Consider the following 14,595-nt stretch of genomic DNA (forward strand, 5'->3'; position numbering starts at 1 on the left):
TCTCTAGTCTTTATAGGATGTTGGTTTTGAGCGTGCAAAAGTACAATTATATATTGAGTTGTCCATATTTATTAATAATAATATCGCTACAATGATTACTTTTATTACTTTTGCGCTCTCTACTTATTGCCTCAGTGGTGGAATTGGTAGACACGTTGGATTCAAAATCCAATGCTTCACGGCGTGCCGGTTCGATTCCGGCCTGAGGTACAAAAGCCCATCCTTAAGGTTGGGCTTTTATTTTACAATAAATTTTAGTGTTTAAAGTTGACTATATATTAAGGAACACTTATACAGGTATAAATGTTAAGTTAATGTCATTTTTTACGATTGTTAGCCCTTTGCTTGTATAATCTGTTTGAGATATTATATATTTACCTCCTTAACTTGAAAATTCAAATAAATCAATATCTAAAAATGAAACGATCACTTTCAATTTTACTCGTTGCGGTTATGATGATGCTAGGTATGGCAAACACTTCAACTGCTGCTACAACAACGACTACTAATGCTGCGATTACTACAATTGTTACGCAAAATGCTGAACCTGTAGAAAAGGTGAGCTTTCACCAAGAGCTTAAAAAGCGATTCATAGAAGGTGGTCCTGTGTTTATGGCGATTGTATTACTTTGTCTTATCTTAGGTCTAGCTATCGCTATTGAAAGAATTATTTATCTTAATCTTTCCACAACAAACTCTAAGAAACTAGCTGCAAACGTAGAAGACGCGCTTAAAAGTGGTGGTGTTGAAGCTGCTAAGGAAGTTTGTAGAAACACAAAAGGTCCAGTTGCTTCTATCTACTACCAAGGTTTAGACCGTGTAGATGAAGGTATAGACGCTGCAGAAAAAGCTGTAGTTGCTTATGGTGGTGTTCAAATGGGCCAATTAGAAAAAAATGTTTCTTGGGTATCTCTATTCATCGCACTAGCACCGATGCTTGGTTTCATGGGTACAGTAATCGGGATGATCAAATCTTTCGATAGTATCGCAGAAGCAGGTGCTATGGAGCCATCACTAGTTGCAACAGGTATTAAAGTTGCACTTCTTACAACTGTATTTGGTCTGATTGTTGCTATTATTCTTCAAATCTTTTACAACTACATCATTGCTAAAATCGATAGTATTGTAAATGACATGGAAGATGCATCAATTACATTGATAGACATCTTGTCTGACTACAAAAACGGTAAACTTTAATAGTAGAATCTTAAAAAACTAAAACCATGGCATTACATAAAGTAATAAAATATCTTGTACTCTTGCTAGGTTTAGTGGCTTTTGGATTCTTTTTCTACACCCTTGCTGTGGGTGATGAGGCTATTGAACTTAATGAGAACGGAGTTCAAAGCTCTACAGTAACACCAATGATGTATCTATCTTATATCATTTTAGGAATAATCATATTATCTGTAGTAGTATTTGTACTTAAAGGACTATTTACAAGTCCAGAAACTCTTAAAAAGAGTTTGATCTCAATAGGTCTACTCGTAGTAGTAGTTCTAATTTCTTATTTTGCATTTGCTGATAATTCAGTAGTAAACGCACAAGGAGAAGCTATCATGTTAGACGACGGCGAGCAGTTAACTGCGAGCACCTCACAATGGATTGGAACATCTTTATATGTATTCTACATACTAGCAATAGTTGCTGTAGGTACTATCGTTTGGTCTGGAGTGAGTAAAGTTTTAAAAAGATAAATTATGGCTAGAAGATCAGCACCAGAAGTGAATGCAGGTTCCATGGCTGATATAGCGTTTTTGCTACTTATCTTCTTCCTAGTTACAACAACTATTGAAGTTGATAGTGGTATCAAACGTAAGTTACCGCCACCTGCGCCAGAAGAGCAAGAAGCTCCACCAATTAAGGAAAAAAACATCTTCCAAGTACTGGTTAATAAAAACGACCAGCTACTAGTAGAAGAGAAACCTATGGAAGTTAAAGATTTAACTAAAGCTGCTATAGAATTCCTAGATAATGGTGGTGGAGACACACCTAGAACTGCTTGTGGATACTGTCAAGGTAAAAAAGATCCAGCATCATCTGATAATCCAGATAAGGCTGTGATTTCACTTGTAAATGATAGACAAGCTAGCTACAGTATGTACATCACCGTAATGGATCAATTAGTAAAGGCTTACACAACACTTAGAAATCGTGAAGCTAATAGACTATATGGTGTATCTTACGAGGAGCTAAAAGCAGAAAAGGATGGTTGGCCAGAAACAGAAAAGGAAGACAATCCTGATTATGAAAAACTGGTTGAGAAAATCGAAAAAGTAGAAGAGTTGTTCCCTGGTAAATTATCAGAAGCAGAACCTCAAAAAGCAGGATAATTATGTCAAAGTTTAAAAAGAAAAAGAGTGGTGATTTACCAGCGATTTCTACGGCTTCGCTGCCAGATATCGTATTTATGCTTTTATTCTTTTTCATGGTTGCTACGGTAATGCGTGAAAATGAATTGAGCGTTGAGAATAATCTTCCACTTGCAGGTGAAGTAGAAAAGTTATCCGACAAAAACAAAGTAGCTTTCATTTACATTGGAAAACCTAACGAAAAAATGCAAAAGCAATTTGGTACTAATGATGTAGTACAACTAGGTGATAAAATCTCAAGTGTTAAACAAGTTCAAGACTACGTTAACACTAAGAGAAATAAAATGAATGAAGACGAAAAGGATGAATTTTTGGTTTCACTTAAAGTAGATAGAAACTCTAAAGTTGGTATTCTTACTGATGTTAAACAAGAACTTAGAGATGCCTATGCACTCAAGGTTAATTACACTTCTAAAGAAGGTAATTCAATGAAAAACATTAAGAAGTAAACTTCACTTTAATACAAGTTAAAAGCCAGTCCCTAGGACTGGCTTTTTTTGTTTTACTGCATTTCATACAATTGCCTGATAATCAGTGGCACGACATTTGATTTTGGTTACAGGAGTACTTACGAATTACTACTAAGCTTTATCAACTTATTGCTTCGTAATTCTCATTAATGTTAACCTTAAATTTTATCAAAATGGCAAAACGAAATGCACCAGAAGTGAATGCAGGCTCAATGGCAGATATAGCATTCCTGTTACTTATCTTCTTTCTAGTAACAACAACCATTGAAACAGACACCGGAATCTTAAGAAAGTTATCTAAACCTAACGACACGCCTGCGGTTAGTATTCCTGAAAGAAACATTTATCAAGTAATAGTAACATCGGACAATCAAATAATGGTTGAAGGATCACCAATGGAGATAGAAGACATCACAACAAGCGCTATTGCCTTTTTAGACAATGGTGGTGGATCTGGAAATAGAACCTGTAATTATTGTCAAGGAGAACGAAATCCAGAATCCTCTGACAATCCAGATAAGGCAGTGATCTCACTGGTAAGTGACCGACAAACCGATTACAAGACCTATTTGACAGTTACTGATCAACTTATCAAAGCATATAACCATTTACGAGACAGAGAAGCTCTAAGACTTTTTAACACGAGCTACAAAGCGTTGAAGCTAGAACGTCAAAATTGGCCACAAAACGATTTAAACTCACCTGAATTTCTCGAATTGAAAAGAAAAATTGAACTGGTTGAAGATCTCTTTCCAGGAAAGCTATCGGAGGCTGAACCTGTAAAAATTGAATAATCTCAAATCAACAACGATATGGCTAATATGTGACTTTAATGTATTGTCAAAACTTTGCCTTGTCAAATAATTACAATTTTATAGTCACATATTTTCTTTTACTATTAGTAACTTGCTTACGGCAAAAAAAACCTTATGAGAACATACTCGCTTTTACTAATTATCTTTCTTGTTAGTTATATCTCTTTTGGCCAGGATACCACTGTTCAAACACAAGAATTTGAGAAAATACCAGAAAGCGTAAACGATTCATTGTATAGAGAAGATCAAATATATGTAGGACTAACTTTTAATCTAATCAATAATGAACCCGATGAGTTTTCTCAAAATGGATTTTCAGGTGGTTTACATTTAGGGTTTATTAGAGACATGCCAATTAATAAAAAAAGAAATATTGCCATAGGTATAGGTTTAGGATACAGCACAAATAGATATAATTCCAACTTATTTATTAATACAGATGAAAGCGGTAAAACAACCTATCAGATTATTGATGACGACATTGATGTAGATCGCAATCGTTTACACACCAATCTAATTGAGATGCCCATACAATTTAGATGGCGTACTTCTACTCCTACAGAATATACCTTTTGGCGTATCTACACCGGTGTAAGACTAGGGTATATCTTTCATCACAAATCCGACTTTCAAGGCAATGGAGTTACAAGAGTTTTAAAAGACATTCCAGAACTAGAAAAATTTAGATTTGCTGCAACTTTAAGCATCGGTAATGGAAGTTTTAACGCTTTTGTGATGTATAACCTAAATCCATTATTTAATGAAAACGCACAAATAAATAACGATCCTATCAATCTTCAACCGATAAAATTTGGAATAGAATTTTACATTCTATAATACGTATTAAACCCCAATATAAATTTGAGTAATCAAACCGGTCAAAAAGCCAAATATTATTTCGTGATTAGAATGTGCTTTTAAATATAATCGTGCAGACGCTGTAACCCCAGCTATTATACTTATACCAGCTATTAAATACAACAACGGTAGATTCATTGTGAATAAGAGAACAAACACAAAACCTAGCAATCCGCCTATTCCCATCATATGCAAACTTATTTTATACCTCATAAAAGAGAGAACTGCTGCGATAAATGAAGCAACTACAATCCCGATAAAGAAATAATACAAGGGTGTGTGAAATCCATCTCTAAAGCCGCCACGCGCTACGATCACAATCAATATCGTATAACAAATAAGTGGCCAGGTGCGTTCCTTTGATGTTTTTAAATCTATAGATTGAACTATACCAAGTATCTTTAATATTACATAAATCAACAACGGGATAATAATGGTAAGCAATCCTATCAAATACAACTTGACATTAACTTGCTGATCATTATCATAGGTATTATAACTAAGAAACCAAAACGACACAACAAAAGGAATCCATAAAGGATTTGTCACGACGCTCCATATCTTAAAAAAGCGCTCCTGCATTAGATCTCTTTACGCAATCTTGCTACGGGAATATCTAACTGTTCACGATACTTAGCTACCGTTCTTCTGGCTATAGGATAACCTTTTTCCTTAAGAATCTCAGCTAATTTTTGATCTGTAAGAGGTTTTTTCTTATCCTCTTCACTAATTACAGTTTCTAGTATTTTCTTTATTTCCCTAGTAGAAACCTCTTCTCCGTCTGTATTAGTCATGGATTCAGAGAAAAATTCCTTGATCAACTTTGTTCCATAAGGTGTGTCCACATACTTTGAATTTGCCACACGGCTCACGGTAGAAACGTCCATACCAATTTCATCGGCGATGTCCTTTAAAATCATAGGACGTAAGTTACGTTCATCACCTGTAAGGAAATATTCTTTTTGATAATGCATAATGCTAGACATCGTTACAAACAGTGTTTCTTGTCGTTGCTTTATTGCCTCAATGAACCACTTTGCACTATCAAGCTTTTGTTTAATGAACATCACAGCGTCCTTTTGAGACTTAGTCTTCTCCTTTGCCTCTTTATAACCTTTAAGCATGTTAGAGTAGTCTCTAGACACGTGTAGCTCTGGAGCATTACGGCCATTTAGAGTAAGTTCTAACTCACCGTCTTTAATTCTAATTGTAAAATCTGGAACGACTTGCTCTACGATTTTTGTACTGCCGCCAGCGTATGAGCCTCCTGGTTTTGGGTTTAAATGCTCTATTTCTTCAATAGCATCACGCAATTCTTCCTCACTTACGTTGTATTTAGAAAGTAATTTTTTATAATGCTTCTTACTGAAAGCGTCAAAACTGTCTCTAATCAATTTAATTGCAAGCTCAGTATCTGGGGAATTACGCTTTCGCGAAAGCTGAATCAATAAACACTCCTGCAAACTACGGGCTCCTACTCCAGCAGGATCTAGCTGTTGTACGATACGCAACACCTTTTCTACCTCATCTACATCGGTGTAAACGTTCATGGTAAAGGCTAGGTCATCTGCAATATCCTCCAATGATCTACGTATGTAACCGCTACCATCTATGCTACCTACTAAAAATTGCGCGATACTAGCTTCTTGATCGGATAATCGCCTAGTATTAAGCTGATCAAGAAGGGTTTGAGTAAATGATTTTCCTGCTGCATAAGGAACACTTTTCTCGTCCTCATCCGCACTATAGTTATTAGATTGCGTACGATATTCTGGTATCTCGTCGTCGCTTAAATATTCATCAACATTGATATCTGCCTCGATGGTTTCATTATCTTGATCAAAATCGTCGTTAGTAAGTGAGTCATACTCATCTTCTGATTTTTCCTTACCACTATCAAGCGCAGGATTTTCCTCAAGTTCAGATTTAACTCGTTGTTCAAATGCCTGTGTAGGCAGTTGAATCAATTTCATGAGTTGAATTTGCTGCGGAGACAGCTTTTGAGAAAGTTTAAAATTGAGTGTTTGCTTAAGCATTTACAAATATTCTTACTTGTAAAAATAAAAAAAGCCTGTGTGATCACAGGCTTAAGTTTGATTTTTGTGAATTATTTAGTTAGAATTCAGCATTTCCTGGTGTGCGAGGATAAGGAATTACGTCACGTACATTACCCATTCCTGTAACAAACATTACCAATCGTTCAAATCCTAATCCAAATCCGCTATGTACTACACTACCGAATTTTCTCATCTCTAGATACCACCAAAGTTCCTCTTCTGGAATTCCCATGTCATCCATTTTTTGTTTAAGAACATCATAACGCTCTTCACGTTGAGAACCACCAACTATTTCACCAATTCCAGGGAATAAGATATCCATGGCGCGCACAGTTTTATGATCATCATTTAACCTCATATAAAAGGCTTTAATTTTTGCAGGATAATCAAAAAGAATCACGGGACACTTAAAATGTTTTTCAACTAGATAACGTTCATGTTCCGATTGAAGATCTGCTCCCCATTCTTCTATGACATAGTTGAACTTTTTCTTCTTATTAGGCTTAGAGTTTTTAAGTATATCTATCGCCTCGGTATAAGAAACTCGTTTAAAGTTGTTTTTTAAAACAAACTCTAACTTTTCTCGTAACGGCATAGGACTACGTTCTGCTTGAGGCTTGAGCTTATCTTCATTAACCAATCGTTGCTCTAGAAATTCTAAATCATCGGCGCATTGTTCAATGGTATACTTAATTACTTCTTTAATAAAATCCTCAGCAAGATCCATGTTTGCATCTAGATCATTAAACGCTACTTCAGGTTCAATCATCCAAAATTCGGCTAAATGTCGAGATGTATTGGAATTTTCTGCTCTAAAGGTAGGTCCAAAGGTATACACTTGACCTAATCCCATGGCATAAGTTTCTGCTTCTAACTGTCCTGAAACAGTTAAGTTGGTTTCTTTACCAAAAAAATCTTTTGAGTAATCTATTTCCCCTTCTTCTGTAAGCGGAGGATTTTTTGTGTCTAAGGTAGAAATACGAAACATTTCTCCAGCTCCTTCAGCATCACTACCAGTAATGATCGGTGTGTGAGCTTGATAAAATCCTTTTTCTTGGAAATATTTATGGATAGCAAAAGATAAGGCGGCTCTTACACGCATTACCGCTCCAAAGGTATTAGTACGCACGCGTAAGTGAGCTTGTTCTCTTAATGTATCCAATTTATGCCTTTTAGGAGACAATATTGTTTTTGCTACTTCTTCAGAATCTGCGGTTGCAAGAATCTCTACCGAAGTTGCTTGTAATTCTACACGTTGTCCTTTTCCTTCACTTTCGACTAAATTACCTGTAACTGCCACAGCAGATGCTACTGTAATTTGATCTCTTACAGCTTGATCTATTTTTTCAGGATCTATTACTGCTTGCAAATTCTTTATGGTCGAACCGTCATTAATCGCTATAAATCTATCGTTTCTAAAACTGCGCACCCATCCTTTAACGGTAATTTCAACCATACTAGGATCGTCCTTTAAAATATCTACTATTCTTTTCATTTCTAGGAATAACTTGAATGGCAAATATAGATTTTATGCACTCTATGAACAATAATTGCTGCAACGAATTACACTAGAGATACGCGTCCTATTCTTCTTCGTCAGATTTTGGTGCGATAATAGGAATGGCTGGTTTTTTAAATGTCCGTTCATTTGCAATGCTGCGTTCTAGTGATAACAACATACTAGGCAACAACAAAAGATTGGACAACATAGCAAATAACAAGGTTGCACTTACTAAAGCTCCTAGTGCAACTGTGCCTCCAAAACTTGATATGGTAAATGTAGAAAACCCAAAAAACAAAACGATACTAGTATAAAACATACTAACTCCAGTTTCTTTTAAAGCGCTATAAACAGACTTCTTAATTTTCCAATTATTTGCCATAAGCTCTTGCCTATACTTAGCTAAGAAGTGAATAGTATCATCAACAGAAATTCCAAAGGCTATTGAAAAAACCAAGATGGTTGAAGCTTTTATAGGCACACCTATGAAACCCATTAATCCAGCAGTCATTAACAAAGGAAGTAAGTTAGGTACAATCGAAACAAAAATCATCCTAAGCGACTTAAACATAAACGCGATAAACAATGCTATTAATAAAATGGCCAAGGATAATGACAAAATCAAATTATTAATTAAGTAATTGGTTCCTTTTTGAAATACAAGCGCCTTACCCGTTAAGGTAATTTCATAATCTTCAGCAGGAAAAAGGGTTTCAAGTTTTGCTCTTAAATTTTCTTCTACATACTCAAGACGTTCAGTAGGCATATCTTTCATGAAAGTTGTCACGCGTGCGTATTGACCTGTACTATCCACATAACTTTTCATCAAACCTACTTCTCCATTACTATTCTTGAGAAATTTAGCCATAAATAAACGTTCATTGCTTGTTGGCAGATCAAAGAACTCGGGATCACCTTGATAGAAAGCCTGTTTTGCAAACTTAATTAATGAAATTACCGACATTGGTCTGGACAACTCGGGTGTTTCAATGATATGCTCTTCTAACTTGTCAATTTTTTTAAGCGTTTTTGGCTTATTAACACCTTTCTTTTTCTTGGTATTGATGACAATTTCTACAGGCATGACACCATCAAAACTTTCTTCAAAAAATTTAATATCCTTGTAAAAGCTCATGCTTTTAGGCATATCCTCAATTAAACTTCCAGAAACTCTAATTTGATACATCCCAATGAAGCTGAGAATAAGGACAACAACGCTGGTAATATAAATGGCGATTCTATAGTTCTTCACCATAACACCTAGCCAATTGGCAAAACTGTTGATCCACGTTTTTCCTAAATGCTTAAGATGTTTTTCCTTAGGCAACGGTAAATAGCTATAAATGATAGGAATAATCATCAAGCTTAAAACGAATATGGTAACGATACAGATACTTGCTACAATACCAAATTCTTTAAGCAATTTACTTTGCGTAAAAATAAAAGTTGCAAATCCACTTGCAGTGGTAAGGTTAGTCATTAAAGTAGCATTACCTACCTTAGTAATGACTCGTTGTAAAGAGAGAGCTTGATTACCGTGTTTCCTGATTTCCTGCTGGTATTTATTGATTAAGAAGATGCAATTAGGTATTCCTATTACAATAATCAAAGGAGGAATTATAGCTGTAAGTACCGTGATCTCAAATCGAAATAGGCCTAAAAATCCAAATGCCCACATCACTCCTATTATTACGGTGACAATAGATATAAAAGTTGCGCGCCACGATCTGAAAAAGAAAAAGAATAACCCAGAGGTTATAAGCAATGCTGCTAACAAAAACATCCCTATTTCATCAACAATGTTTTGTGCATTTAAGGTACGTATGTAGGGCATTCCTGATGTTCTAACATCTAGTCCATTATTTCTATAAGAATCTATTAACGGAACTAATTCATTAAGAACAAACTCTTTTCGAGTGATTGTATTTACAATGTCTTTCTTTAAATAAACAGCGGTACGTATTACACTATCCTTTTCACTATAAATTAAATTTTTATAAAACGGTAAATCGGTAAATAGTTTTTTCTTAAAAGCGGCATAGTCTGCCTCGCTTTTTAATTTTGTAGGCAGTAATTCGTTTACTTTAAAACTAGAACTAGGTTCATCTAATTCAAGAACAGGTAAGTTACTGGTTGATAAAACAAAGTCGATTTCCTCAAATTTTGAAATACTATCTGCCAGTTGGTTCCAAGCATTTAATTTCTCGTAAGTATTAAGAGTCTCTTGGGTAGCTCCAAGAATAATTAAATTCCCCTCTTCACCAAATTGTTTAATAAACTCATCATACTCAATATTCACTGGATGATCATCAGGAAGCAAATTAGCCTCAGTGTGAGAAAACTTCATGTATTTCCACTGAGTTCCTAGGGCAATTGTAGCAAGAACAATAAGTCCGAGAATCACCTCACGATTGCGCAATATTAATCGCGCTAAACTATTCCAAAAGCTGAAACTAAATAATTTATGCATAGGTCTTTACCGATGGGCTGCAAAGGTAAATCTTATACACGTGATAATCCTTATTTCAAGTGTAAACTATTCTAAACGCTACAATTCTAAATAAAAGGTAAATTTTAACGCAAGATTGTCCTCAATATCAGGCAAATGATAAGCCCCATAGCGGTAAGAAAAGCTTAATCCAAATCCGAAAAGGAGTTTATTTAATTCAATACCACTTTCAAAATAACCGTGTTCTAGAGTGTCAAACCCAATTCCTATATGCTCTTCAGTATTGTTCATACTACCCAAGGCAGCCCTAGTAATAAAGGCAACTTCAGGCTTTAAAAACGATGCAATGTTAAGTGCAGGAAACCTATGTTTTACTTGTGCTGTGATCAATCTATCAGAAAAGAACTCATTGAAATACATGGTTTCAAAACTGCGCCTACCTGCAACTGAAAATCTTTGCAACAATTCATCTTTTGTAGGTGAGTTAGGGTAAGCATGATAAAGATGGGTAAGAGGAATATCGCCACGGCCGTAGTGACCTTCTACCTGCAATTCAGTAAAAGAATTGTCCTTCCAGGGTTGAAAATATACTGCTTTGGCAGACAACTTTCCGTAATTAAAGTTTGATCCATACAATCCTTTTATTCCTTGTGTGTATTGAGCACTTAATATTGGATAACCTCGTGTTATTTCTTGATAACCGCTAGGAGTAAGCATAAAGGTGCTTACTGGACTATACCTCGCACCTATAACCACTTCAGATAAGGTATAATTAGTAAAACTATTATCCCTAGGCCTGAATTCATAAAATGTTGTTTGAGTAATTCGCTTTCGCGAAAGCGAGATCTCACTTATCAAGGAAGGGAATAATCGCTGTTGTAGTGAGGCTCCTACACTATTGTATTTAAAGAAGGTTGGAATATTGATTAGTCTAGGTTCAAAAAGACTATAAACACGTGCATCAGTCAAGAATTTTTCGGCACCTATTTCAGCAATATCCTCACTTTTATATAGGTTGAGCCACGTGTTTTTTTCTTCGTCAATTCTAAATCCTGCGCTTATTTTATACTTAAATCGATCATCCTTAGTACCGTAGGCCACGTAACCACTTAACCTCCATCTTTCACTTAATTTCTCATTAGTTTGACCACCAACTCCCAATCTAAACGCCTCGTAATCATTGTATTTTACTAGATACTTTAAATCAATATCAAAAAATCCTACTGGATAATAGCCCACCTTAAACTTATCAAGTGTTTCTAGTTTTCTATTAATCTTGGTCGCGGTAACCACACTATCCAAGTTTGTAAATTGAGCTAGTTGCGTTGTTGTATAGGCTTCTTTTGAATCTCGATATTCATCCCAATATGATTCTGGCCGACCTATTGCCTCGTCAGGGATTTCAGTAAGAATACCTTTCTTTCCAAAATCTACCGGTATATTTAATTCATAATTGAAGTAATCCACTTCTAGAATCATATACAAATCTTGTCCTGTTTGATTCTCGGAAGGAGATTCGTTACCTACCTCTAGCCTACCACCAAAAAGCTCCAATTCCTTTTTAGTTTTCTGCTTTTTTACATACAAAGATCTTTTTAAAGGAACCCAAACTCCGGCTTTTGTATTGTAGGTAAAGCTATGAAGAGTCTCTATATTGAGTTCTCCTGGTGTATCAATTTCAAAGAGAACAACATCATAATTAACAGCATCTATGTAAACGGTACCTTCTAATAAATTAGGAATTTCTGCAAGAGGTTGTGGTTTAAAATTTACTTTATAGACAGTTCTGTTCTCTATTAAGGAATCTTTTTCGATTTGATAATCGTAGAATTGAGTTCTTGAAGAATGCAATGGATTTTTAAATCGTTGATCAAGTATTATGTAATCCTTTTGATTTAAAAACTGGGATTGAAATATGATAGTATATACAGGATATACAGGTTTTTCAAAACCTGGCATTTGAGCTGCTGTTACTACCTCTTTATATCCTTTTATTGAGTCGTATACATGCAGGATGGTACGCTCTGAAAAAAGTACTTGCGTTTTTTTTAAAGTCTTACGTAATTCGGTTTTTTTATAACCTGGACCTGTTAAAGCCTCTGGATCACCAGTTATTTTGAAATTCTCATAAGACTCATAGCTAAAGCTATTTACTTGATTAAGCAGTTCGTTTTGTGATAATCTTTCGGCTGCCTTTTGAATGATAAAAGGTGTAGACTCTTGCGCCATCATTATGAATGGCAAGAAAAAGACGAACAAAAAACTGTTTCTCATAGCAATGGCATAGACGCGGTGTAAAAGTAAATAACTGTATGAGTAATCCACCTATAATTATTGTTATTGTTAAACACTACAGATTGTTAGCCTGAAAGGTTGATTTACTCATTGTATAAAACCTACCGGGAATAACGCCTTCCCATAAAAACCTATGATGGATTTGCATTCCCAACCTTTCTGCAACAATTTGGGATCCTATATTTTCCTCGGCTATATGTGCTGCTATTGAATCAAAATTTCTAGTATTGAATCCATGATCTAGAAGAGCTTTACAAGATTCTGTTGCGTAACCTTGACCCCAAAATTCCTTTAAAAATTTATATCCAATCTCAATTATGTTTTTAGATTGAGTATAATTCAAACCTGCGCTGCCTATTTTTTTTCCTATAGATTTATCAATAACGGCATACCTTCCTAATTGGTATGAAGCGTATTGACCTTTTTCTGGATGCAATATTTCATCTAATAAGAGTTTTGCCTCTAGAACAGTTGTCATAGGTTGTTTTCCTGTAAACTGCATGACCTGAGGATCCTTGTGCAAGTCAAACACAAATTCTTTATCAGAAATCTCAAACGGCCTTAATAGTAATCGTTCAGTTTCTAATGTTGGCATCAAACCCTTAGATCGCTCCATTGGTCGTTTTCATCAAATAAAACTTCAGCAAATGGACATAAAGGATGAACCTTCATATTATTTTCTTGAGCATACTCAACCGCCTTATGAACTAATTGAGTTCCTATTCCATTACCTTCTAAATCTGGGTTTACTTCGGTATGATCAATGGTCATAACATTATCCTCATGTGAGTATGTAAGTTCGGCCATCGTTTTTTCCTCCTTTTTATAAAAGAAGATTCCTCTACTATCGTTTTGATTGTGTTTTATATCAATATTCATAGGTTTAAGATTTAAGTTAATGTGGCAAAATCAAAATCTGGTGAGACCTCAACCGGTTTATTATCTTTTTTAAAAACTCGTGCGGTCAATTCACCTTTGAGCAATTCTTTATCTCCTAGCACTCTTATATAACTACCTTCTCGCAATCCAACTACCGGTATGTGATGGTACGTGTGAAACTCGTTGATTCTTGTTTCTCTCGTTTCACCCATGTGAGTAGATCCAGAAACAGGATCTAGATAATGCGGATTAATATTGTAACCTATTACGCCTAATGCCTTGAGACTTGGAGGATGAACAATAGGCATATCATTAGTATTATTAACTGTGAGACCACACAAATTGCTCCCAGCACTAGTTCCTAGATAGAAGGTTCCTGAAAATATCGCTTTTCTAAGAGCAGTTAAAACATCTCGTTTGTAAAGCTCATTAAGTAATACAAAGGTATTTCCACCACCGGTAAAAATTGCTTTGGCCTCAAGAATAGCCTGTTTAGGATCCTGCATTTCATGCAAACCAACTACCTTAATACCGGTGTCTTCAAGTGCTACTTGCACTTTTTTAGTATATTCTTCATGCGTAATTCCACCAGGTCTTGCGAATGGAATAAAGAGTAGACTTGTAGCCCCAACTTCTTTGAGGGCTGTAAGAACATCTTCTTTAATATATTCTAAATATCCAGATCCATGTATCGTAGATGTACTAGCAATAATAAGATTGCGCATAAGTTTTTACCACTTTAAGAATAACAATTATCATCAAAATTACAAGTTAATCTCTCCTTGTATTTGTAAATTAAGTAAACTTTAATGTAAAGTCTTTTTACAAACATTAACTTAAAGCTTAATTTAAGTGTGTCATACAGCAACAAGTATGAGTAACTTTGTTTTAAACAGAAT

At 35.2% G+C, this 14,595-nt stretch carries 14 protein-coding genes and 1 tRNA gene; 7 read left to right on the forward strand and 8 right to left on the reverse strand.

Features of this window, described 5'->3' with window-relative positions; all coding sequences use genetic code 11:
* Positions 1-128: 128 nt before the first annotated feature.
* From AAT17_RS05775 to AAT17_RS05805, 7 genes are all read left to right on the forward strand, one after another.
* Positions 129-210: transfer RNA gene (locus AAT17_RS05775), tRNA-Leu, on the forward strand.
* A gap of 207 nt (positions 211-417) precedes the next feature.
* Complete coding sequence (locus AAT17_RS05780) at positions 418-1,197, forward strand: MotA/TolQ/ExbB proton channel family protein (protein WP_042277240.1); 780 nt, start codon at positions 418-420, stop codon at positions 1,195-1,197.
* A gap of 26 nt (positions 1,198-1,223) precedes the next feature.
* Entirely contained in the window at positions 1,224-1,697 is a 474-nt protein-coding gene (locus tag AAT17_RS05785) for a hypothetical protein (RefSeq protein ID WP_042276090.1), read from the forward strand.
* A 3-nt stretch (positions 1,698-1,700) separates the two neighbouring features.
* Positions 1,701-2,333: a biopolymer transporter ExbD gene (locus AAT17_RS05790; protein ID WP_042276092.1), complete on the forward strand. Its 633-nt coding sequence runs from the start codon at positions 1,701-1,703 to the stop codon at positions 2,331-2,333.
* A 2-nt stretch (positions 2,334-2,335) separates the two neighbouring features.
* Entirely contained in the window at positions 2,336-2,821 is a 486-nt protein-coding gene (locus AAT17_RS05795) for a biopolymer transporter ExbD (RefSeq protein WP_042276095.1), read from the forward strand.
* A 194-nt stretch (positions 2,822-3,015) separates the two neighbouring features.
* The gene (locus tag AAT17_RS05800) at positions 3,016-3,636 is read left to right on the forward strand and encodes a biopolymer transporter ExbD (protein ID WP_060525017.1); all 621 of its coding nucleotides are present in this window, start codon (positions 3,016-3,018) and stop codon (positions 3,634-3,636) included.
* Between the two features lie 135 nt (positions 3,637-3,771).
* Positions 3,772-4,494: a porin family protein gene (locus tag AAT17_RS05805; protein ID WP_060523245.1), complete on the forward strand. Its 723-nt coding sequence runs from the start codon at positions 3,772-3,774 to the stop codon at positions 4,492-4,494.
* 6 nt (positions 4,495-4,500) lie between these two features.
* Here the strand turns inward: AAT17_RS05805 and AAT17_RS05810 are convergent, their stop codons facing one another.
* From AAT17_RS05810 to pepE, 8 genes are all read right to left on the reverse strand, one after another.
* The gene (locus AAT17_RS05810; protein WP_253279797.1) at positions 4,501-5,097 is read right to left on the reverse strand and encodes a hypothetical protein; all 597 of its coding nucleotides are present in this window, start codon (positions 5,095-5,097) and stop codon (positions 4,501-4,503) included.
* Positions 5,097-6,551, reverse strand: a complete 1,455-nt coding sequence (gene rpoN / locus AAT17_RS05815; RefSeq protein WP_060523246.1) for an RNA polymerase factor sigma-54 — start codon at positions 6,549-6,551, stop codon at positions 5,097-5,099. The genes AAT17_RS05810 and rpoN overlap by 1 nt, the downstream gene beginning before the upstream one ends.
* Before the next feature lie 79 nt (positions 6,552-6,630).
* The gene (gene asnS, locus AAT17_RS05820) at positions 6,631-8,067 is read right to left on the reverse strand and encodes an asparagine--tRNA ligase (RefSeq protein ID WP_060523247.1); all 1,437 of its coding nucleotides are present in this window, start codon (positions 8,065-8,067) and stop codon (positions 6,631-6,633) included.
* 88 nt (positions 8,068-8,155) lie between these two features.
* Positions 8,156-10,543 (reverse strand): RND family transporter, encoded by a 2,388-nt coding sequence (locus tag AAT17_RS05825; RefSeq protein WP_060523248.1) that lies wholly within the window; start codon positions 10,541-10,543, stop codon positions 8,156-8,158.
* A 78-nt stretch (positions 10,544-10,621) separates the two neighbouring features.
* Entirely contained in the window at positions 10,622-12,796 is a 2,175-nt protein-coding gene (locus AAT17_RS05830) for a DUF5686 family protein (RefSeq protein ID WP_060523249.1), read from the reverse strand.
* A gap of 76 nt (positions 12,797-12,872) precedes the next feature.
* Positions 12,873-13,412 (reverse strand): GNAT family N-acetyltransferase, encoded by a 540-nt coding sequence (locus AAT17_RS05835; protein ID WP_060523250.1) that lies wholly within the window; start codon positions 13,410-13,412, stop codon positions 12,873-12,875.
* The gene (locus tag AAT17_RS05840) at positions 13,412-13,696 is read right to left on the reverse strand and encodes a GNAT family N-acetyltransferase (RefSeq protein WP_060523251.1); all 285 of its coding nucleotides are present in this window, start codon (positions 13,694-13,696) and stop codon (positions 13,412-13,414) included. Before AAT17_RS05840 ends, AAT17_RS05835 begins: the two co-directional genes overlap by 1 nt.
* 11 nt (positions 13,697-13,707) lie before the next feature.
* Complete coding sequence (pepE, locus tag AAT17_RS05845) at positions 13,708-14,421, reverse strand: dipeptidase PepE (protein ID WP_060523252.1); 714 nt, start codon at positions 14,419-14,421, stop codon at positions 13,708-13,710.
* Between the last annotated feature and the right edge of the window lie 174 nt (positions 14,422-14,595).

This window comes from Nonlabens sp. MIC269 (assembly GCF_001430865.1).
GTDB classification, from domain to species: Bacteria; Bacteroidota; Bacteroidia; order Flavobacteriales; family Flavobacteriaceae; genus Nonlabens; species Nonlabens tegetincola.